The following is a 21,662-nucleotide window of genomic DNA, read 5'->3' as shown; positions in this document are numbered from 1 at the left end:
ACGGCCCTTCCTGAAATTTGTCTTTTGCCGTGCAGCTGCGCCATATAGGCTTTGCATAGGGAAGGAAGCAGGAGGGGGTAGGAGTGCCAGTTTCTGGAGGCGCTAGACCGGCACCGATCGAATTGCCGCCCATTGCGCTGGATGCGGAGCTTGAATTCAGTTCGTCTGCGCTGGCTGACGGCCTTGCCTATTGGAACAAGCAGGCGGAGGGCCGGCAGATGCCGCTTCTTGCCGATATCCGCCCGGAGGAAATCGTTTCGCTTCTTCCTTTCCTCTCGCTTTTCGAGATACGGACGCAAGATGGCGTCTTCAGTATCTTTCCCCGTCTCGCCGGAGCGAAATTCGAGGAAGTCTTCGGGCAGATCCACAAAAAAGAACTGCATACCGTTCTGCCGCCGGAAATTCTCGAGCGCTGGCATGGCGCGGCCCGCACCATGGTCGAGGCGGGCGTCCCCTTGCGCGCGACGGGGCAGGTACTTCATGAAGACAGAAGTTTCATTACCTTCGAGCTGCTTCTCGCACCGCTCAGCCGAACAGGCGACGAGATCGACATTCTTTATCTTCTCTCCGATTTCGGGATGCCGTCCCTCTCAGGCTGAGTGCGCTTGGTCAAGCCGCCCGCGCGATATACTCTCCCGCAACAGCCGAACAAGAGCCGGGAGGGCAGGACATGGAACAGCCGAAAGACGCCACGGAAGCGACGAAGCGCGCGCTCGCGGATTTCGCGAAGGAACTCCCCGCCGATACCGGCGCCGATTTTGAACTGGTGAGACAGGGTTTCATCGGCACCATCCCCGACGGAAAAATCGTCAACGCGGCGGGCAACGCCGTCTGGGACATGAGCACCTTCGCTTTCGAGGGCGAGGGATGCGATTGCCCCGATACGGTGAACCCAAGCCTCTGGCGTCAGGCGAAGCTGAACTCCATTCACGGCCTTTTCGAGGTCACGAAAGGCATCTATCAGGTCCGCAACTTCGACCTCTCCAACATCACCTTCATCGAGGGTGATACCGGCTACCTCGTCATCGACCCGCTGATCTCTGCCGAGCCGGCCGCCGCCGCGCTTGCCTTGATGCGCGAGCACAGGGGCGACAAGCCGGTCGTGGGCGTCATCTACACCCACAGCCACGTCGATCACTATGGCGGCATCAAGGGCGTCCTCTCCGATGAGGACATAGCAAACGGCCTCCAGATCATCGCGCCCGAAGGTTTCCTCGAAGAGGCGGTCAGCGAGAACGTGCTCGCGGGCAACGCGATGGGCCGCCGCGCCACTTACATGTATGGCGCGCTTCTTCCGCGCAACGCGAAGGGCCATGTCGATGCAGGCCTCGGCAAGACCGTGTCGATGGGGCAGGTGAGTCTCGTGCCGCCGACGGTGAATATTTCAGAAACCGGCACACGCATGACGGTCGACGGTATCGAGATCGTCTTCCAGGTCACGCCCGGCACCGAAGCGCCCGCTGAAATGAATTTCTACTTTCCGCAGTTCAAGGCGCTCTGCATGGCGGAGAACTGCTCCTGCCACCTCCACAACATCTACACCCCGCGCGGTGCGCAGGTCCGCGATGCAAAGGCGTGGAGCTGGTACATCGACGAGGCCATCGAGCTTTTCGCAGGTCAGACGGATGTTCTCTTTGCAAGCCATCACTGGCCGCGCTGGGGCTCGGATGCCGCCGCCGCTTTCCTGAAGAAGCAGCGCGACCTCTACAAATATGTCCATGACCAGACGCTGCGCATGGCGAACCACGGGGACACGCCGCTCGAAATCGCCGAGAAGCTCGCGCTCCCGCCGACGCTCGCCGCCGAGTGGTACACGCGCGGCTATTACGGCACGCTGAACCACAACGCCAAGGCCGTCTATCAGCGTTATCTCGGCTGGTTCGACGGCAACCCCGCAAACCTCCACAAGCATCCGCCCGTCGAGGCGGGCAAGCGTTATGTCGAGCTTGCGGGCGGCGCCGATGCACTGATCGAAAAGGCACGCGCGGCTTTCGCGAAAGGCGACTATCGCTGGGTTGCCGAACTCGTGAACCATCTCGTCTTCGCCGACCCGTCCAATGCCGATGCGCGCAATCTTCAGGCCGATGCGCTCGAACAGCTCGGCTATCAGGCGGAGTCCGGTCCCTGGCGCGCCTTCTATCTCACTGCCGCGATGGAGCTTCGCAATCCGCGCCCGCCATCGGATACACCGCGTCAGGGCGCCGCCGGTCAGCTCCGTTCGCTCCCCGCCGAACAATTGCTCGACTCGCTTTCCGTCCGCCTCAATGGCGAGCGCGCGGGCGCCAGCGAAATCGCCGTCAATATCCGCTTCACGGATACGGGCGAGCGCTTCCTCGTCACGGTGGAGAACGCGGTCTTCCATCACTATCCCGGCCGCGAGGCAAAGGACGCACCCACCGTCTCGCTCACGCGTGGTGCGCTTGCGAGCCTCGTCATCGGCGAAATCGCGCTACCCGACGAGAATGTTGCAGTCGATGGCGATGCGGCGCCCTTCGCGGCGCTTCTCTCATTCCTCGACCGTTTCGATTTCTGGTTCGAAATCGTGATGCCCTGAGCGGCATCCCCACAGATAGACATCCGCTACCGCAATGCCCGGGAGGCACACCATGAAGAACGATCTCAACCGCCAGTTCCGCCTCAAGACGCGCCCCACGGGCCGCATCGAGAAATCGAATTTCGATTTCGTGGAAGAGCCTATGCCCGAGCCCGGCCCCGGCGAGGCGCTTGTGCGTGTCCTCTATCTCAGCCTCGACCCGACCAACCGCATCTGGATGAGCGACATGGACCAGTACATGCCGCCCGTCGAAATCGGCGAGGTCATGCGCGGCGGCGGTGTCGGCGTCGTCGTGAAGTCGAATTCGTCGCGCTACAAGGAAGGCGATCATGTGAGCGGCCTCACCGGCTGGCAGGATTACTGCATCGCCGATGAAGGCATGCGCGCCATGAGCGTGTTGCCCACGGGTCTCCCGGTCGATCTTCCGGTCATGCTCGGCGCCTGCGGCATGACGGGCCTCACCGCCTATTTCGGCCTGCTGGAGCTTGGCCGCCCGAAGCCCGGCGACACTGTCCTCGTCTCCGCGGCCGCCGGTGCCGTCGGCTCGGTCGTCGGCCAGATCGCGAAGATCAAGGGCTGCCGCGCCGTCGGTATCGCGGGCGGGCCGGACAAGTGCCGCCACATCATCGAGGATCTCGGCTTCGATGCCGCCGTCGACTACAAGGCGGCGGACTGGCGCGCCCAGCTCGAAGCCGCAACGCCGGACGGCATCGACGTCAATTTCGAGAATGTCGGCGGCGAGATCATGGAAGCCGTCATGACACGGATGAACCTTTTCAGCCGCATGCCCCTTTGCGGCATGATCTCCGGTTACAACACCGGCGACCCGGCCATGCGCGGTGACTTCTCGCCCATCCTCATGCGCCGCATCGAGGTTCGCGGCTTCATCGTCGTCGATTTCATGGAAAAATTCGCCGAAGGCGCGATGCAGCTCGCGCAATGGGTGGTCGAGGGCAAGCTCAAGCACCGCGAAACCATCGTGGATGGCCTTGAAAATGCACCCGTCGCCGTTAACCGTCTTTTCGATGGCGAAAACATCGGCAAGCTTGTCGTGAAGGTGTCCGAGGCGCCCTGAATCTCGCCATACCCCTTTCCCCGGGGTTCCTGTATGCTTATGTCTGGTTGGACCCCTCGGGGCCCTGTGGTGGCGGGAGATGGAGTTGAAAATGCGTGGAATGAAAATCTCTGCCGCCATCGCGGCTCTTGCGTTCGGCCTTGCTGTAGTTCCGGCCGCCGCCGATGAAATGTCCGGGCAGGAGGTCAACGAGATGGCCCCTGCCGGCGACATCCGTTACGAAACCGCCGACCCCGTGGACTCGCCGCCCGTGAACTATCGTTCCGATGCGGATGAGGAATTCGATACGCCCGAAAACCACGACGCTGAAATGTATGCCGAGGAATATGAGCGGCAGCAGCGCGAGGAAAAGATGCGCAACAGGGATCAGCTCGACCGCATCCAGGACTTCACCTCCGGCGCAATTACGACCGATGGCGTCACGCCGACGAGTGACTTCGGCCGCTAGGTCTTCCGCCCGGCCTCAATAGTCCCACTTCCAGTTCACGCCGACATCGCTCGACGCGTCATTGCCGATCTTCGTCTCGACGCTGATATTGTCGGTCACGTCCACCTCGACCTTCACGCCGCTATCGCTGGCAAGCGCGCCCTGTTCCACGCCCACATAAACCCCCTCGCGGACATATTTGCCCGCCGAGACGGTGGTGCCGCCGGACGCGCCGGTGTCGACGCGCAACACGTCGAGCCCCAGTTCGTTCTGGATCTGGCTCAGTATGCCGAAGCCGCCAATGCCGCTGCCCGATAGCTCCGCCGCCGTGTTTGCAAGCTGCGCCGCTTCGAAGGCGGAAAGCTCGCCCACATTCTTTCCGAACAGGATGCGCGAAATGATCTCGTCGCGTGGCCGCGAAGGCGCCGAACTCAGCTCGATGTCCGGCGATGAGCCGCGTCCGGTCACCTCGACCGTCGCGCTGAAATCGCTGCGCGAATAGTCGAGCGCAATGTCGATGAGCGGGTCGATGGGCTTCTCGCCCGCAAAATTCACGCTTCCGCGCGACAGGGTGAAGGTCTTGCCCGCGAAATCGAGCGTGCCGCGCTGCGCCACCAGAACGCCGTTGAGCGCCGGGTCTTCGGCAAGCCCCGTCGCTGTCACCGATCCCGTCCAGAGCGAGCTGACGCCGCGCCCCGAAACCTGCGCGGGCGGATTGCCGATCTTCAGCGTCACGTCGAGCAGCATCGGCAGCGGTGGTGCCTCCTGCGCTTCTTCGGTAATTTCCTCGTCCGGCCCCTGTATCTCGATCACATCGATATGCGGCACGCCGCCGCCAATCTGGTCGGGAATGTTGAAGCGCGCATTCGTCGTGGTGAGTTCGCCTTCGAGGCGCAGCGGTTCTTCCATGCTCGCAGGCAGCGCCGGTCCGGTCAGGGTCAGCGTTCCGTCCATGCCGAGAATGAGGTCGCGCCGCCGCACCATCTCCATGTTGTCGAGCGTCGCGCGCATGTCGACCGCCGGGTTCGCATCTCCCGCAAGCGATACTATGCCCTCCGCCTCGATCCGGCCTTGCCCGGTGTCGCGCGCCGTCATCGTGAAGCGCAGCCGCTCGCTCCGTTCGCCTTCCACCGTTACGTCGAGATCGCGCATCGTTGTGCCCGTTTCGAAATTCTCGAATGTGCCGTCGCGCAGTGTCGCGCGTCCCGAAACGACCGGCGAGGAGATATCGCCCTCCACCGTTACCGAGGTTTCGGTGTCGCCTGTCAGCCGCTGGCCGGGCAGGTCCGCCAGCGCCATCAGCGAAGCCATCGGCCCGTGCCAGTCGAGACGCGCATCGACGCTGCCGCGTTCCGGCAGCGTCGGGAAAGCGCCTTGCGGGTCGCGGATCAGCGGCAGCGAACCTGAGAGCATGAAGGGTTCTTCGGATACGCCCTGCGCCTGCGCGGAAATATTGAGCCGCCGCTTCGCCCAGCCTGCATCCACGGTTGCGCTGAAGGCGGGGAGGCGGTCGCTGCCTGCTTCCGTCAGCACCACCTCGTCGAAGGAGAGGCGTGCCTCGCCGCGTTCGCGGCCTGTGTCGAGATCGGCCTTGCCGGAGATCGTGCCGCCCAGCGCCTCCATCGGCAGAAAGGGTACGATGAGTTCGACCGGCAGCTTCTCGATGGTCGCGTCGATATCGGCGCTGCGGGCGCGCAGTGTCATCGAGGCGGTGAGGCGGCCCGCGCCCTGCGGCCCGGTGAAAGCGGCGTCGAGCGTCTTGAGCCGCGTCATGCCGCCCGTCATCTCGATGGTTGCGGGCGCGGCAAGTGTTGCTTCCGCCTCGCCCACCGTCGCGTCGAATGTCTGAAGCGTCAGACCCGAAGGCGCGTAAAGCGCGTCCAGCTTGAGCGCAACGGGTTGCGCTTCCACGGTCAGCCGCTCGCCATAAATGCCTGCCGAAATCGCGAGCTTGTCGAAGGGCCCCTTCGCACTCGCCTTGATCTGCGTGAAGCGCGTATTGCCGCTGCCGCCGCCCTCAGCGGAAAAATAGGCGTCGAGTGAGCCGTTGCCCAGCGCGTCGCTCACCGTCGCTTCCGCCTCCACGCGGTCGAGCGTGATGCTGTCGGTCAGCTCCATGTCGATCTTGCGCGAAGAGAGCAGGGCATGAACGCCCTGCTTGCCGTCCGGTGCGTCGAGGCCGATCTCGATATCGGCCCGCCCTTCAAGCGCGACGCCTGCAAGCTTGCCGATGGGGCTGAGCGCCACGCGCTTGCCGCTGAGCTTGCCGGAGGCGAGACCTTCATCCGAAATGGCAACCTCGCCGTCGAGCTCTGCCCCGAAAAGATTGGCCTCGATGGCCTCGAAGCGCGCGCCGCCTTCTTCGGGCATCGCAAGTTGCGTGGCGAGCGTCGCCGTGCCGTCCGCGCCCTGAAGCCGGAAGGAGACAGGGCCTTTGCCTTGCGCGATCTCGGCCGTCAGTTTTGCCTCGCGCGCATCCATGCCGCCAAGCGTGCCTTTGGTGAGGCGCGCATCGAGCGCAAGTCCCGGCGCATCCATCGTGCCCGAAAGCGCCGCACTCGCATCGAGCGCGCCCGTTGCGGCGCCTGCCGCGATGGCGCCGATTTCATTGGCCGCAATCTTTGCCTCGCCCGCCAGCGCGCCATCCGCGCCAAGGGAGAAGTTGCCTGTCGCGGTAAAGCCCTGCGCCGCATTCAGCGACACGCCCTTGGCCGAGAAGCCGCCATCCGCGCCGAAGGCGAACTGCGCACTGCCGCTCACACCCTCGGCGAGAAGTGCGTCGAGGCTCGCATCGCCCGTTTCGATGGCGCTTGTCTCCAGCGTGAAGTCCGCGGCGCCACCGTCCTCGCCATAGCGGAAGGAGGAAACGTCGAGTGTGCCCGTGCCCTCCATCCTTTGTCCGGCGATCTCGCCAAGGGGGCGGAGGTCGGTGATATCGGCATGGCCTTCGCCGCTGACGCCGAAGCCGTTATCGTCATTCGTCACCTCCCCCGTGAAGGTCGCGACACCTGCTTCCGTCAACATCTGCGCATCGGCAATCGCGATCTGCGTAAAGCCGGTATCGGTGTCGCCAGTGAGGCGCCAGCCCGCCGTTTCCAGCAGGCGCTCATTGTCGAGCCCCGCAATCTTGCCAAGGCCCGTCGCCGTGCCTTCCGCCTCGATGCCCCAGCGCCCGCCCGCCAGCGCATCCGCCATGCCGGAACCGGTGACGCTGAGGTCGCCCGCATCCACGCGCAGCATTTCCAGGCGATAGCTGCCGGAATCCTTCGCCGATATCTTGCCTTCGACATGCGCCGCGCGCGCATCGGCAAAGGAAAGATTCTCCGCCACGAGCCGTCCTTCCGCATCTGCCGTGAAAGTGAGGTTCGTGTTTTCCGCCATGCCGCCATGCGCCTTGGCGGCGAGCGTGAGTGCCTTCCCCGCATCGAGCGTGAGGCGCCCGGTCATCAGGCCTGCAAGGCTTTGTCCCTCGGCGTGGAGCGTCACCTGGTTGAATTCGCTCATGCCGGTAAGCGCCGCCGCGATGCCCGGCTTGCCCGCGCCGCCATCCGCAAGGTCGAGCTTTAGCTTGCCGCGCTCCGGCCCGTTCACATAGCTCACTTCCGCGTCGATCCGTCCGGGCGTGGCGTCTATGCGTTCCGCGCGCAGCGCAAGTTCGCTGCCGCCCCGCGTCAGCGCAAGGCCGCCCGACGCATTGAAGGCAACGGCCTCGCCGATCACCGGCCTGCCGAGCGAAATATCTCTCGTCTCGAAACGGTCGATGCGGATTTCCACCGGCAGCGAGGGGAGGGAGAAGCCGCTCTCCGTCTCGCTCGTTTCCGTCGCTTCGCCTTCGGGCAGCCGCGCCACGTCGAGCCCGGTCACGTCGAGCCGCGTCACATGGATCTGGCCTTGCCAGAGCGCGAGCGGCCGCCACTCAAGCACCGCTTCGTCGAGCGTCAGCCATGTGCCCTCGCCATCGCCCGCCGTCAGCCCTTCGAGATGCAGCCGCGCGGGCCAGCTCCCGCCAATATCCTCGACGGCAATGACGGTCTCGCCGGTGTTCGCCGCATCGAGCGCATAATGCAGCAGCGCGTGGCGCAGCGGCGCGATGTTGAGAAGCCCGGTGCCGATGGCGATCAGGGCGAGCAGGACACCCGCAAGCCCCAGCACCACGGCCATGAGCCCGCCCGCGATCCGCCGGGCGCTCCCTTTCCGCCGCAGATATGTCTGTGTCTCCGCCATCAGAAAGCCTGCCCCAGCGAAACATAGATCTGGAATGCGTCGTCCACATTGTCGCGCCGGTTCAGCGGCACGGCCACATCGAGACGGACAGGGCCGATCGGTGTGTAGTAACGCAGCCCCAGGCCTGCGCCCCAGAGCAGCGGATCGCCGAGGGAAGGCGTGAGGTTGTCATAGGCCTGGCCGCCATCCACGAAGGCGACGACGCCGATATCCTCGAAGGCGCGGTAGCGCGCTTCCACATTGGCTTCGAGCACGGAGCGCCCGCCCGTGGGGTCGTTGCTGGCGTCGAGCGGCCCCGCCATCTGATAGCCATAGCCGCGCACGGAGCCGCCGCCGCCCGAATAGAAGCGTGTCGAGCCCGGCACATCCGCCGTGTCCCCCGCCGCGATCATCCCGTAGCGCCCGCGAAAGGCGAAGGTCAGTTCCTCCACCGGCGTCAAATAGGTCGATCCCGTCGCTTCGAGCTTGGTGAAGGTGGTCGGCTCCTCGTCGCTGGCGCCGAAATAGGGCGTACCCTGAAGCGTCGCGCGAATGCCTTCCTTCGGATCGAGCAGGTCATCCGCCGTGTCGTATTTGAGCGTCACGGGTACGCCGAAAAGCTGGTAGCTGATGCGCCCGTTGGAGTCTTCCGTTTCGGAAAGCTGGAAGGTGAGGCCGAGCGAGCCGGTCCATTCCGGCGTCAGCACCCGTTCGAGCGACACGCCCGTCTTGATGCGGTCTTCCTTGTAGGCGTCGCTGTCCTCATGTGCGATCTCGAAGCTCGCGAGCAGGCTCTGGTCTTCGCGCAGAAAACGCGGCTTGCGAAAATCCGCCGTCGCCGATTGTTCGATCTGCGCGATCGACAGCGCCAGCGTCAGCGTCTCCGCCCGGCCGAAGAGATTGCGGTGCTCCCAGCTTCCGCTCACGCCCGCGCCCTCGCTCGACGACCATTTGACGCCGAGCCGTACGGTCCGCGCCTCGCGCTCGGTCAGCTCGATCCGTTGCGGCAGCGCGCCGTCTTCCGGCCCGGCGGAAGAAATGCCGATGCCGGCAAAGAGGTTCGTCTTGCGCAGCGCCTCGCTCGTCGCATCCACCTTCGAGCGGTCATAGACATCGCCCGCCTTGAACGCCGTCAGCCCGCGCACATAGTCCGGGTCTGTCCGCCCGCCTTCATTGCTCACAAGCGCAGGGCCGAACACATAGCGTTCGCGCGCCGTGATGTAGAGCGTGATGTCGGCAAGGCTCGCCGACAGGTCCACGATCACGCGCCGCCGGTCGAGCTTCGCATCCGGGTAGCCGTTATTATGCAGATGCGCGATCGCCTTCTGCGTGAAATCGATGACGCGCCCCGCCGTTGCCGCGCGGTCCGGTTGCAGGCCAAGTTCGCTTGCGCTCTCCACAAGCCCCGGCCCGCCATCAGGGTGCCCGCTATATTGCATGGTGAAGTTGCGGATCATGGTGCGCGGCCCCATCACCACGAGATAGACGACCTCGAAGCCGCCGCCTTCGCCCTGCCGCACGGAGGAACTCACGCTGCCATTGTAATAGGCCTCGGAGCGCAGCACCTCTTTCATCTCGTCCGCGTCTTCTTCCGCCCGGCGGCGAAGCTGCGCCAGCGTCGCGGGCGGCGGCACGCCATCATCCGCGTCCGGGGCGAGGCTCTGCGCGTTCTCCATCAGGTCGCGCACATAGTCGGGAATGCGCCGCCCCGCGATCCGCGTCGAGAACTCGATGCCGTCCTCGGGGCGCTCCCAGGAATAGCCGTCCTCCGCCTCGCTCTTCTGCGTTTCTTCCTCCGCATGCGCGGCGGCGGCCGCCGCCAGCGTGAGCGCAATCAGAAGTGCCAGTTGTTTCAGCGCGGCGGACAAGAACGCAAAACCTCAAAAAAAGCCCCGAAAACGCAGCAGGGAGGCAGATGGCCTCCAGGCGGGGACCATTCCAAGTGCCAGCCCCGTCCCCCAGCGTCAAGCATGCTGCCGGGTCTTGACCTTCCAGTTGATGGAAGCCCCATATTCACCTCCAGTCCAGCGATCTAGAGCGGAAAGAGGCGAAGTCATGCACGGCCCCCGAAATGAACACGAAAATGAGCCGGCAAGCTGCTGTTCCGGCCACGCCGCACCCTCCACGCCTGCCGCCCCCGCCGCGCCCGGCAGCAAATATACCTGCCCCATGCACCCGGAAGTGGTGCAGGACGGCCCCGGCTCCTGCCCGATTTGCGGCATGGCGCTGGAGCCGGTGACCGTTTCGCGCGAAAAGCCGGAAAACGAGGAACTGAAGGATATGACGCGCCGCTTCCTCGTGGGGCTCGTCTTCGCGCTTCCCCTTTTCCTCATGGAAATGGGCGGCCATCTTTTCGGCCTCGACCTGCCGCTCGGGCCCCGCGCCGCCGCCTTCCTGCAACTGGCGCTCGCCACCCCCGTCGTCCTCTGGGCGGGCGCGCCCTTCTTCGCGCGTGGGCTCGCTTCCCTCCGCTCCATGAACCTCAACATGTTCACCCTCATCGCCATAGGCACCGGCGCGGCCTACGCCTATTCGCTGGTCGCCGCTCTCGCGCCCGGCCTCTTCCCCGCCGCCTTCCGTATGCATGACGGCTCCGTGCCGCTCTATTTCGAGGCCGCCGCCGTCATCATCGTCCTCGTGCTGCTCGGTCAGGTGCTGGAGCTGCGCGCCCGCGAGCGCACGGGCGATGCGCTGCGCGCGCTGCTCGATCTGGCGCCGCGCACAGCCCGCCGCGTTACCGATGCGGGCGACGAGGAAGTGCCGCTGGAGGAAGTCGAGAAGGGCGACCGTCTCCGCGTCCGCCCCGGCGAGCGCGTCCCCGTCGATGGCGAGATCGTGGAAGGCCGCAGCGCGGTCGACGAATCCATGGTCACCGGCGAAAGCGTACCCGTCGAGAAAGAGCCCGGCGCCCGCGCCATCGGCGGCACGTTGAACGGGCAGGGCTCCTTCGTCATGCGCGCCGAGGGCATCGGCGAGGATACGGTCCTTGCCCGCATCGTCGCACTGGTGGCCGAGGCCGGTCGCTCCCGCGCGCCCATTCAGGGCCTGGCCGACAAGGTCGCCGGATATTTCGTCCCCGCCGTCATCGCCGTCGCCGTGCTCGCCTTCGCGGCCTGGAGCCTCTGGGGGCCGGAGCCCGCCTTCGCCCATGCGCTCGTCGCCGCCGTTTCCGTTCTCATCATCGCCTGTCCCTGTGCGCTCGGCCTCGCAACGCCCGTCTCCATCATGGTGGCGACGGGGCGCGGCGCGGGCCTCGGCGTCCTCATCCGCAATGCGGAGGCGCTGGAGCGTTTCGAGAAGGTCGACACGCTGGTCATCGACAAGACCGGCACCATCACGGAAGGAAAGCCGAAGCTCCGCGAGGTCGTGCCCGTTGAAGGCATCTCGCGTGAAGAGCTGCTCTCCCTCGCCGCAAGCCTCGAAAATGGCAGCGAGCATCCGCTGGCTTCCGCCATCGTCGCGGGCGCAAAGGCGGAGGGCCTGAGCCTTCAGCAGGCGGAGGATTTCGACGCCCCCTCCGGCAAGGGCGTCACGGGCCGCGTCGGGGACAAAAATGTCGCGCTCGGCAACCGCAACCTGTTCGACGGGCTCGGCATCGATGTTGCGCCCCTCGAAGCGCGCTCAAACGAGCTGCGGGGTGAGGGCGCCACCACCGTCTTTGTCGGCATCGGCGGCAAGCTGGCGGGCCTCATCGCCGTCGCCGACCCGGTGAAGAAGACGAGTGCGGAAGCCCTCTCCCGCCTCCGCGCCGAAGGGCTTCGCATCGTCATGCTCACGGGCGATGGCCGCGCCACGGCTGAAGCCGTCGCAAGGGAGTTGGGGCTGGATGAAGTCGAGGCCGAAGTCCTGCCGGAGCAGAAGTCCGAAGTCGTGAAGCGCCTGCAACGCGAAGGCCGCATCGTCGCGATGGCGGGCGATGGCGTGAACGATGCCCCGGCGCTCGCGAGCGCCGATGTCGGCATCGCCATGGGCTCGGGCACCGATGTCGCGATGGAATCCGCGGGCGTCACGCTGGTAAAGGGCGACCTCTTAGGGATACTGCGCGCCCGCGAGCTCTCCCGCGCCACCATGCGCAATATCCGGCAGAACCTTTTCTTCGCCTTCGTCTACAATGCGGCGGGCGTCCCCATCGCGGCGGGCATCCTCTATCCCGTCTTCGGCCTGCTCTTGAGCCCCGTCTTCGCGGCGGCGGCCATGTCGCTCTCCTCCGTCTCCGTCATCGCAAATGCGCTGCGGCTGCGGAGGGTGCGGTTGGGGTGAGGGCTAGAAAGGAAAGGCCAGTTGTTTGTCGTCTGATGCAGAGCATCGTGGCCCTCTACGCCAAACCGGAATCCGTGGAACGACCCAGCCGAGAGACTTCTGCCTCACTGCCATTAGAAAGTCTGTTGGACCATCTCCGTCGAATGTGAGTTCGATACCCAGAGATTTTTCGAAGCAGATAAGTGCCTCGGTATCGTCTGCACATATCTCGCTTAGTGTTTCATGCGTCGGAACGATACGAAGATTGTAAAATGGCATGGGATTCTTCCTGTGCTTCGTGAGTGTCGATCAGATGATCGGCGGTCTATTTCAGACGGAAAGCGATTTCCGCTTCAGGTCGACAATCCTCGTGTTGCCATTTCCGGCGTATAGGCAGAAAACCTTCCCCCCTTGCCACCCATAATGCAGTTCATTACGCTGGCGGTATGAGTGACCTTGAATCTCCCCCGGCCCCGGCCGGCAAGCGCGGCGACACGCGCCTCCGCCTGATGCAGGCGGCCGAGCGTCTCTTCGGCGAGCGCGGCCTTCATGCCGTGACCCTGAAGGAAATCAACGCCGCCGCCGGCCAGCGCAACGAATCCGCGCTCCATTATCATTTCGGCTCCAAGCAGCGCCTCGTGCAGGCGATCCTCGACCATCGTGTCGCCGCCATCGACGCCGTGCGCGCGGCCCGCGTCGAGGCGCTGGTCGCGGCGCGCGGCACGCAAGACCTCAAGGCCGTCATCCGCGTGACCTTCGAGCCCCTGACCGAACTTCTCGACACGGAGGAGGGCATCCGCTTCGTCCGCTTCGCCGCCCAGGTGCTGAACGATCCCGATTTCGACCTGCCGACCGTCGCCCTCAAAAGCGGCTTTCAGGGCATCTCCCGCGCCAATGCGCTCATCGTCGCCGCCCTTGGCGATCTCGTGCCCGAGGTCGCGGTCCAGCGCCAGCGCCTCATGATCGAGATGGTGCTGACCTCGCTCGCGCTCTGGACGCGCCGCGCCGACGCGATGACGAACGAGCCCGCGCGGCGCTTCTTCGTCGAAAGCCTGTTTGATGGCGTCGCGGGTGCGCTCCAGGCCCCGGTCTCGGAAGAAACCCTCGCCGCGCTGCGGGCCGCCTCGCGGAACTGACGCCGCCCTATTCCTCCACCTCGTCCTTCAGCACCGGCGCCCATGTCTCGTAAACGGGCATGCTGCCTGGATCGTCGTACCAGTCGGCCCGCTCGCCCCAGAAGGCATGGGCTTTGGGCTTCGCGCCCACCGGCGTATCGAGAATGCCGAGCCGGATGCGGATGACGCCGGGCTTCGCCGCCGATTCCTTGTAGACGGGCGAGCCGCATTTCGAGCAGAAGCAGCGAAACGTGCCGGGGCTCGACTCGTAGCGCGCAATCGCCGCCTCGCCGTCGAGGAAGCGCACCCGTTCTCTGCGCACGGATGAATTTGCCGTGAAGGCCGTGCCGCTCGCCTTGCGGCAGGTCGTGCAGTGGCAAAAGCCGAAGACCCTGAGCGGCCCCTCGATCTCGATGCGGACCGCGCCGCAATTGCACGAGCCGCGATGGACCGTTTCACTCATTTCAACCTCGCTCCGAAAATCCGGTCCCTGCCAAAAGTAAAAGTGTCATCCCGGCGAAAGCCGGGACCCACTCGCAGAGCCTCTTGCCGCAGCGCGCGAGAAGTATTGCGCGCGTATCGACAACCGAAGGGCAAACCGCTCTTGCTGAGAGAACCAATGGGCCCCGGCTTTCGCCGGGGTGACATCATTGGGTTGATCGAGCGTAACGCGACAAAGCCGCGATGCATCGCTTCGCTCACTCCCCCAGAAATCCGTCCAGCAGGCCAAGGAACTCGTCCAGCTTGTCATGCTGCACCCAATGCCCCGCGCCTTCGACATTCACGACCTTCGCATTCTTGAAATGCCTGGCCCGCCCGTCTTCCACAGGGTCGCTCGCCCAGCTTTCCGTGCCGCGAATGAGCAGCGTCGGGCAGGTGATGCGGCTCCACAGTTCTGTCGTCAGCTCCTGGTCGAAGCCGCCCGGCGGAAAGGCGCGCACATAATTGTCGAACTTCCAGCTATAGGTGCCGTCCTCGTTCTGGTTCACGCCATGCACGGTGAGGTGCCGCGCGCGTTCCGGCGAGAGATGCGGGTTCTCGCCCTGCATGCGCTTGTAGGCTTCCTCGATACTGTCATAGCGGCGCGGCTGGCGCGAGGAGAGGCGGCGGACCTCGTCGATCCAGTTGCGGATGCGCTGTTCGTCGCTCACCTTTTTGCGGTCGGCGAGCATCTTGGGTGAGGGCCCCAGCCCCTCGATCACGACGAGCTTTTTCACATTCTCCGGGTAAAGCCCCGTATAGCGAAGCGCGATGGCGCCTCCCATCGAGTGCGCCACGATGGTCAGCGGCGCCAGCCCCTTCTGGTGAATGAGCTGCGCAATGTCATAGACATAGTCGTTGATCTCATAGGAGCTGCCGACCATCCATTGGCTGTCGCCATGCCCGCGCAGGTCCGGCGCGATGATGTGGTAGCGGTCGCGAAGCGCCTCTGCCGTCCAGTCCCAGTTCCGGCAATGGTCGCGCCCGCCATGGATCATCAGCATGGGCGGTTTGCCCTCATTGCCCCAATCCACATAGTGAAGCCGCAGCCGCTGCGAAAAATAATTATGCGAGGCCGGGCCGATCTGCGAGCTGGCGCTGTCAGTCATTATGGGGCTTGTCCTTCTTCATTCCGTCGCTTGGGGCCCAGATTACCGTGAACCGCCCCGCCCGCCAAACGGCGGGCAGTTCAGCCTCTCAGCCCACCCTCCCCTCGGGGAGGGTCGAACGGCTGAAGGCCGTTTGGGGCGGGGGCGGCGAAGGCCCTGAGCCATGCGAAGGGCAGGGCGGGTTTCGCTCCGCAGATTCTGCGGATATTGATCCGTACACAAACGAAAACGCCCTCCGCTGGCGGGAGGGCGTCACGCGCTCTTGGGGAAGGAGCGGGTATAAAAAGCGAAGAGGGCGACGCGGATCGGGCGGCGGGAACGTACATCCGGCTCCCGTGCCCTTGAGGCTTGCGAATTGCGAACCTCCGCGTCTCGAAACGATATGGAGGAGTGCGCCGTTGATTGCAAGCCGCTAGGCCTGGTGTCGCGAAATCTTCATGTGCCGCCACAGCCCCAGCAGTGCGAGCGCCAGCATGATGTGCACGGCGAGAACGGGCGGCCAGCCGAACAGATAAATGATGTCGTTCGCGAGCCCCGGCTTGAAGGGCCCGCCGCCAAAGGCAAGGCCGCGTGTGCCGAAGACCGCGTTGAAGGCGGCAGGCACGGTGAAAAGCCACGCCGTCACCAGCGCCGACCAGAAGAACCAGGTGAATTGCTTTTTGCTGAGCGCCATGAAGCGCCCGCCGAGCCCGAGCGCCATCAGCATCAGCCCTTGCGTGATCCCTTCCATATGCGCCATGCGCCAGCCGCGCGCGTCGTTGGGGATCGACACCTCGATATCGATGGGCAGAGGCCACAGCACGATCCGCCCGAGCAGCGCAAAGAACCAGACCCAGCCGATCAGAACGGCGAGCGCGATCAGCGCCACTCCGTTGAGCAGAAGCAGCGCGCGCATGCGCTCGCTCATCGTTCCGCTCCCCGGAATATTTTTGGAAACATTCCCGGAATTTTCAGCACTCATCGCCATCCCCCTCCCGTCAGGCTGTTGTTCTCGCGGCATGCGGCACAGGCTCGCGCTGGTCGAGGCGCGTCGTGTCGAGCCGCCCCGCGGCCTCGCCGTCTTTCGTGAAAAGCCGCGCCCAGGCGAGCGCCCATGCAGGGTCGGCCACTTGCCTCGGGCTGTAGCCGGGCACCAGAATGCGCACGAGCTTCGGTGTGAGTTTCCAGAAGATGCGAATGAGCAGCCGCGCCAGCGCGAGCCGCGAGCGCAGGTTCCGCCACAGCCCGTCTTCCTTCAGCAGTTCGCGGTAGCCCGCGCGCGTCAGCAGAAAAATATGTGTTGCCGCATGAAGGAAGCCGCCCACGCGCCGGAAGTAGTTGCCTGCCACATGTTCGAACACGTCATAGGCGACATTCTTGTGTTCGATCTCTTCCACGAAATGCCACAGCACCAGCGAGGCAACGCCGCTCTCGCTCTCGCCGAACAGGAAGTCGCGGTCCTCGATCAGCATTTCGCCGATGGCGAGTGCCATGGATTCGAATCCCTCCGCATAGGCGAGATTCGAGGCGAGGCTGCCGCTTGCTTCGATCCGCTTGTAGGACGCGTCGATCTTCGCTTCCAGCTTCTCGATGGACCGGTAGCCGCGCGCCTTCAGCTCCTCGTTGAACTTGCGGTGCTGGCGGTAATGCGATGCCTCCTGGCTCACATAGGAGTCGAGCTCGCGCCGCAAGGCCTCGTCGCGGATCTGCGCTCGCGCCAGGCGCATGGTGCGGATGAGGTAGGGTTCGAGATAGGGCATGGCCAGCGAGGCCGCGTTGACGATCTGCGAGAATTCGGGCCGCTTCGCGTTCCAGTGGCCGCTCATTGTCTGCGGATAGGCAAAGCCCATCTGCCGCACGGTCATCCGGTTCGCGGCGTTTCCTGCTGCCTCCTCCGTTCCGTCGCGCGCCAGCATGGCCGCCCCCGATTAGAGTGTTTCCTCTAAATAGACTAATCCCTCTAATTTTCATCTCTGTCAAGTCTGTGCCGTGTCTGGAGGGCGCGGTGTGAACGCGGTATGAAAATGCATGAGCAATCGCGACCGCATTCTTGAGTACGCCCTCACCCTCATGAACGAGGAGGGGGCGGAGGCTGCCAACACCACGCGCATCGCCGCCGAGCTCGGCATCAGTCCGGGCAATCTCTACTATCACTTCCGAAACCGGGAGGAGATCGTCCGCGTCCTCTTCGAGACGTTGCAGGCGGAGTTCCGGGCTGTCCTTGTGGAAGATGTGGGCCCGCCTATCCGGCCTGCACGGTTCGCCGCTTTCTATCTGCGAAGTTTCGACCTCGCCTGGCGCTACCGGTTTTTCTTCGGCGGCTTGCTCGGCTTGTTGCGTCGCGACGAGGAGCTTGCGCGCAGCTATCGCGCACTCCAGGAGTGGGCTATTGGCGAACTGGAAAGCATCGCCGGTCAGCTCGTGAAGGATGGCAGCATGTCGCGACCGCGTGGCCGCGATGGTCTGCGCTCCGTCGCTCTCAATACCTGGCTCATCTGGATGAACTGGATTCGCTTCCTTCAGATTTCAGGCAAGGAAGCCGTTACGCCCTCCGACGTGGCGGCAGGCGCAAACCAGCTCTTCGATGTGCTGGTGCCCTATCTCGATCCTGTTTTCGAAAAAGCAGCCCGCCGCGTTCTCGCGCGCGACCTGCCAGGGTGAGGCGCGCATCCTTGTTGTGTGCGCTTTATCCCCGGCCCCGGGGACAAGTGAGTCTTTTGTGACGGTTCGGTGACGTTTTGGTGACGGTGAGCCTTTCTTGTCCCCGCACCCGGGCACAAGTTTCGGCCATTGCTCCGTAAGAAGACGATGTAAAATCAGGCCTTTGCGGGGTCCGTTCCAGCTGCACCCGAAAGCGGCCCAACCTCGCGCCGGAACATGATTTTTCCGTAGGACGCCGGCAGCAGGCGTTGCAGCAGATCGATGATTTTTGCGTCGATACCGATGAGGATGCGGGGCTTGTCTTTGGCGATGCCGTTGACGATCGTCTTCCCGGCTTTCTCAGGCGTCGTCATCGCAAGCTTGTCGAAACCCGATGCTGCTTCTTCGCGCTCCGTCGCTTGCGTGCTTTGCAGGAAGCGCGCATTGCGCACGATGTTCGTCTTGATGCCACCCGGATGCACACAGGAAACCTTGATCCGTGTACCCTTCATTTCATGTCGCAGTGCTTCCGTGAAGCCGCGTATGGCAAACTTCGCGGAGTTGTAGGCGGCCTGGCTCGGCACGGAGACGATGCCGAAAATGCTCGACACATTGACAATGTGTCCTTCGCCCTTCTTCTGGATTTGCGGCAGGAAGGCCTTGGTGCCATAGACCATGCCCCAGAAGTCGATATTCATCACCCATTCGAAGTCTTCGTAGGAGAGGTCGTCCACGCGCGCGATCTGCGCCACGCCGGCATTGTTGACGACGATGTCCGCACCACCCAGCGATTCCACTTCCTGCGCGAAAGCGTAAACGGCATCGCGGTCAGCCACGTCCACGAGATAAGTCGAGACCTTGCCGCCGGCGGCCTCGATCCGTTTCGCCGTTTCGGCAAGGCCGGCCCGGTCGAGATCGGAGATCGCCAGCCGCGCACCTCGTCTCGCGAGTTCGAGTGCCGTGCCTCGTCCGATGCCGCTTGCCGCACCTGTCACCACCGCCAGTTTGCCGCTGATCGTCGTCATTGCCGCCCTCGTCCTTGCGCTGTTCGATTTGGCGCTAGCCTATGCAAATTCACATGAATGTCACGTAGCGTAACGCGTTGTTTTGTCGTCCGCTGGATCTTTCCCGGGCCTCGCAAGCGGTTCATCGTATTGTCGTCGCGAAATCCGTGTTCAAGTGTTACCACGATGATATGAGTTGGGGCTTCGAGGTCTGACGGTAGTAGAGAATGGCGGCAACGGAAGAAGGCGGATCAAGGTTCTCGCGGGGCAGGGCGCATCTGAGAGATTTCGCGGCCCGGTGGACGGGGACGCGCACTTTCGTTGTTTCGTCTGCTATCCTCTTTCTTTCCTTGGGGGTGACGGGTGCGCTTCATCCCGTCGCAGCCATTCTGAGTTTCTTTTTCCTGGCGGGCATTTCGGGCGCGCGGTTCATGGCCGTGGGCGAGACGGCGCCGATCCGCATTGGCCTTTCGCGCAACGATGAAAGTGCCGCTGCGCTGGGCGGCGGTGCGGCTGTTGCGCTTCTCGATCGTTTGCCCGATCCGGTTCTTGTTGTAGACGGTTCGGGGCGTGTCATCTATGCGAACGGCGCCGGAGAAATGCTGGTCGGAAAGGGCGCGTTCGGCCGTCATGTCGTGACGGTTCTGCGCAGCGCACCGCTTGTCGAAGCGGTCAACGGTGTCATCGGGGATGGCGAAACGCGGACCATCGAATATGCGGTGCCCGTTCCCGTGCAGCGCAATTACAGCGCTTTCGTTTCCTCCGTTCAGGGCGTCGCTCCAGCCTCCAAATATGTCCTTGTACTGCTCCGCGATGTCACGGAGTCGCGACGGATAGAGGCCATGCGGGCGGACTTTGTAGCCTTTGCAAGCCATGAGTTGAAGACTCCGCTTGCTTCGCTCTCCGGTTTTATCGACACCCTGCGCGGTCACGCGAAAGAAGATCCCGAGGCGCGCGACAAGTTTCTCGCGATCATGGCGGATCAGGCAACACGCATGCGCCGTCTGATCGAGGACCTGCTGTCTCTGTCGCGCATCGAGTTGCGCGAGCATGTGCGGCCTTCCGATGCGGTCGATCTCATCGGGGTTGCAAACGACATTGCGGATGGGCTGAAGCCGCTTGCCGATCAGTATGATGTGGCGATCGGAGTCACGGCGCCGGCCTCGCTTCCAAAGGTGCTCGGTGACCGCGATGAACTCGCTCAAGTTGTGCAGAACCTTGCAGACAATGCGCTGCGCTATGGCCGCGCGGGCAAGCGTATCGATATCTCGCTGAGCCCTGACGAAAAGGGCGGCAAACCCGTTGTGCGCCTCACTGTGCGCGACCATGGGCCAGGCATCGCAAAAGAGCACATCCCGCGGCTCACCGAGCGCTTTTATCGTGTCGACGCCGCGGCCAGCCGTGCTCGCGGTGGCACAGGTCTTGGCCTTGCCATCGTCAAGCACATCGTGAACCGCCATGAGGGCACACTCTCCATTGAGAGCGAGCTCGGACATGGAGCTGCCTTTTCGGTGCTGCTCCCGGTCGTGCCTCAATCGTAAAATCTAAATTTTCTGACATTCGTAAAAGTGTCACGAAACCGTCGTAAACCTTTTGCGACGGCTCGATAGCGTGCGCCGGCCTGAGGGTTAACAGCCACTGGAATTCACTTGGCGAATTCACACAAGGCTCGGGCGCACAGGGGGGCTGACTGTGGTTGCCCGGTGCCCGGCATCACATGACTGGAGAATGAACGTGAAACTCAAATCCCTGACGATGGCCGCGACGGTTGCCGTCGCTGCTTTTTCGGTGGCCGGCGTTGCGCACGCCCGCGACCAGATTTCGATTGTCGGCTCCTCGACCGTGTTCCCCTACACACAGGCCGTGTCCGAACAGTTTGCCAACGAGACGGGTAGCCCCGCTCCGGTCGTCGAATCCACGGGTACCGGCGGCGGCATGAAGATCTTCTGCGGTGGCATCGGCGCCGAGCATCCGGACCTTACGGGCGCGTCGCGCGCCATGAAGAAGTCCGAATACGAGGCTTGCCAGGCAAACGGCGTGAAGAGCGTCACCGAAGTTCTCATCGGTTATGACGGTCTCTCCATCGCCGTCTCCCGCAAGGGCAAGGCGCTCGATCTGACGAAGAAGCAGCTTTACCTCGCCCTCGCGAAGGACGTGGTGGTTGACGGCAAGTTCGTGCCGAACCCCAACAAGAAGTGGAGCGACATCGACAGCTCTCTTCCCGACACCGAAATCACGGTCTTCGGCCCGCCGCCTACGTCGGGCACGCGCGACGCCTTCGTCGAACTCGTGATGCGTGAAGGCTGCAAGGAGTTTGATGTCGTCAAGGCGATGGAAAAGGCCGACATGAAGAAGGCCTGCAGCCCGATGCGCACCGACGGTCCGTTCATCGAAGCCGGTGAAAACGACAACCTGATCGTTCAGCGTCTCGATGCGGACTCGAATGCCTACGGTATCTTCGGTTACTCCTTCCTCTACGAGAACCAGGACAAGCTTCAGGCCGTGAAGGTCGAAGGTGTTGCGCCCGCGACCGAAACGATCGCGGACGGTTCCTACAAGGTCTCGCGTCCGCTGTTCTTCTACGTGAAGAACGCGCATCGCGGTGTGATCCCCGGTCTCGACGAATTCGTTGCCGAGTATGTCAGCGAAGACTCGATGGGTGATGGTGGTTATCTCTCCGAGCGTGGTCTCATCCCCCTCTCGGCCGAAGATCGCGAAAAAGTTCGCAACGCCGCCCTCAAAGGCGCGGACATGTCCGCACCGAAATAACGATCAATACCACCCGGCGCCTGGGGCGCCGGGTGGCTCTTCTTCCAGAGCGTCGGGATTCATCCCTT

Annotated in this window: 16 protein-coding genes; 9 read left to right on the top strand and 7 right to left on the bottom strand. The window is 63.7% G+C overall.

Translation table 11 applies throughout. The features are described from left to right. Window positions 1-83 precede the first annotated feature (83 nt). The 4 genes from ABJO61_RS09505 to ABJO61_RS09490 all read left to right on the top strand — a co-directional run bounded on the left by ABJO61_RS09505 (window position 84) and on the right by ABJO61_RS09490 (window position 4,077). Window positions 84-599: a PAS domain-containing protein gene (locus ABJO61_RS09505; protein ID WP_348326896.1), complete on the top strand. Its 516-nt coding sequence runs from the start codon at window positions 84-86 to the stop codon at window positions 597-599. Window positions 600-670: 71 nt separating this feature from the next. Beyond that, complete coding sequence (locus ABJO61_RS09500) at window positions 671-2,554, top strand: alkyl sulfatase dimerization domain-containing protein (protein WP_348326893.1); 1,884 nt, start codon at window positions 671-673, stop codon at window positions 2,552-2,554. A 52-nt stretch (window positions 2,555-2,606) separates the two neighbouring features. After that, window positions 2,607-3,629: an NADP-dependent oxidoreductase gene (locus ABJO61_RS09495; protein ID WP_348326890.1), complete on the top strand. Its 1,023-nt coding sequence runs from the start codon at window positions 2,607-2,609 to the stop codon at window positions 3,627-3,629. A 91-nt stretch (window positions 3,630-3,720) separates the two neighbouring features. Next, a complete protein-coding gene (locus ABJO61_RS09490) occupies window positions 3,721-4,077 on the top strand; it encodes a hypothetical protein (protein ID WP_348326887.1) in 357 nt (118 codons plus the stop codon). Between the two features lie 15 nt (window positions 4,078-4,092). Here ABJO61_RS09490 and ABJO61_RS09485 read toward each other — a convergent pair whose 3' ends face one another. Together ABJO61_RS09485 and ABJO61_RS09480 are read right to left on the bottom strand one after the other, a co-directional pair. Beyond that, window positions 4,093-8,280, bottom strand: coding sequence for a translocation/assembly module TamB domain-containing protein (locus ABJO61_RS09485; protein ID WP_348326884.1), 4,188 nt, complete (start codon window positions 8,278-8,280; stop codon window positions 4,093-4,095). Next, window positions 8,280-10,127 carry an autotransporter assembly complex family protein gene (locus ABJO61_RS09480; protein WP_348330930.1) on the bottom strand — a complete coding sequence of 616 codons (1,848 nt, stop codon included), beginning with the start codon at window positions 10,125-10,127 and terminating at the stop codon, window positions 8,280-8,282. Before ABJO61_RS09480 ends, ABJO61_RS09485 begins: the two co-directional genes overlap by 1 nt. Window positions 10,128-10,314: 187 nt before the next feature. On the opposite strand from ABJO61_RS09480, the gene ABJO61_RS09475 reads away from it, so the two are divergent. Both ABJO61_RS09475 and ABJO61_RS09470 read left to right on the top strand, forming a co-directional pair. Next, window positions 10,315-12,519: a copper-translocating P-type ATPase gene (locus ABJO61_RS09475; protein WP_348323983.1), complete on the top strand. Its 2,205-nt coding sequence runs from the start codon at window positions 10,315-10,317 to the stop codon at window positions 12,517-12,519. A gap of 425 nt (window positions 12,520-12,944) precedes the next feature. Then, on the top strand, window positions 12,945-13,634 hold the full coding sequence (locus ABJO61_RS09470; RefSeq protein ID WP_348323985.1) for a TetR family transcriptional regulator: 690 nt from the start codon (window positions 12,945-12,947) through the stop codon (window positions 13,632-13,634). A gap of 7 nt (window positions 13,635-13,641) precedes the next feature. Here ABJO61_RS09470 and ABJO61_RS09465 read toward each other — a convergent pair whose 3' ends face one another. From ABJO61_RS09465 to ABJO61_RS09450, 4 genes are all read right to left on the bottom strand, one after another. After that, window positions 13,642-14,076: a GFA family protein gene (locus tag ABJO61_RS09465; RefSeq protein WP_348323987.1), complete on the bottom strand. Its 435-nt coding sequence runs from the start codon at window positions 14,074-14,076 to the stop codon at window positions 13,642-13,644. Window positions 14,077-14,311: 235 nt separating this feature from the next. Next, the gene (locus tag ABJO61_RS09460) at window positions 14,312-15,202 is read right to left on the bottom strand and encodes an alpha/beta hydrolase (protein WP_348323989.1); all 891 of its coding nucleotides are present in this window, start codon (window positions 15,200-15,202) and stop codon (window positions 14,312-14,314) included. 412 nt (window positions 15,203-15,614) lie between these two features. Beyond that, window positions 15,615-16,109: a hypothetical protein gene (locus ABJO61_RS09455; RefSeq protein ID WP_348323991.1), complete on the bottom strand. Its 495-nt coding sequence runs from the start codon at window positions 16,107-16,109 to the stop codon at window positions 15,615-15,617. Between the two features lie 70 nt (window positions 16,110-16,179). Then, window positions 16,180-17,097: a metal-dependent hydrolase gene (locus tag ABJO61_RS09450; protein WP_348323993.1), complete on the bottom strand. Its 918-nt coding sequence runs from the start codon at window positions 17,095-17,097 to the stop codon at window positions 16,180-16,182. Window positions 17,098-17,209: 112 nt separating this feature from the next. On the opposite strand from ABJO61_RS09450, the gene ABJO61_RS09445 reads away from it, so the two are divergent. After that, window positions 17,210-17,842, top strand: a complete 633-nt coding sequence (locus ABJO61_RS09445) for a TetR/AcrR family transcriptional regulator (RefSeq protein ID WP_348323995.1) — start codon at window positions 17,210-17,212, stop codon at window positions 17,840-17,842. A gap of 155 nt (window positions 17,843-17,997) precedes the next feature. On the opposite strand, the gene ABJO61_RS09440 is transcribed toward ABJO61_RS09445, so the two are convergent. Then, window positions 17,998-18,846 carry an SDR family NAD(P)-dependent oxidoreductase gene (locus tag ABJO61_RS09440; protein WP_348323997.1) on the bottom strand — a complete coding sequence of 283 codons (849 nt, stop codon included), beginning with the start codon at window positions 18,844-18,846 and terminating at the stop codon, window positions 17,998-18,000. A 206-nt stretch (window positions 18,847-19,052) separates the two neighbouring features. Between ABJO61_RS09440 and ABJO61_RS09435 the strand changes: the two genes are divergently transcribed. Then, window positions 19,053-20,366 (top strand): ATP-binding protein, encoded by a 1,314-nt coding sequence (locus ABJO61_RS09435; protein WP_348323999.1) that lies wholly within the window; start codon window positions 19,053-19,055, stop codon window positions 20,364-20,366. A 187-nt stretch (window positions 20,367-20,553) separates the two neighbouring features. Further along, window positions 20,554-21,594 carry a substrate-binding domain-containing protein gene (locus tag ABJO61_RS09430; protein WP_348324001.1) on the top strand — a complete coding sequence of 347 codons (1,041 nt, stop codon included), beginning with the start codon at window positions 20,554-20,556 and terminating at the stop codon, window positions 21,592-21,594. Window positions 21,595-21,662 lie beyond the last annotated feature (68 nt).

The sequence above is a fragment of the Parvibaculum sp. genome (assembly GCF_039973015.1).
Classification (GTDB): domain Bacteria; phylum Pseudomonadota; class Alphaproteobacteria; order Parvibaculales; family Parvibaculaceae; genus Parvibaculum.
The sequence above is the reverse complement of the archived record's forward strand: the minus strand, read 5'-3'. Positions and strand labels throughout refer to the sequence as shown.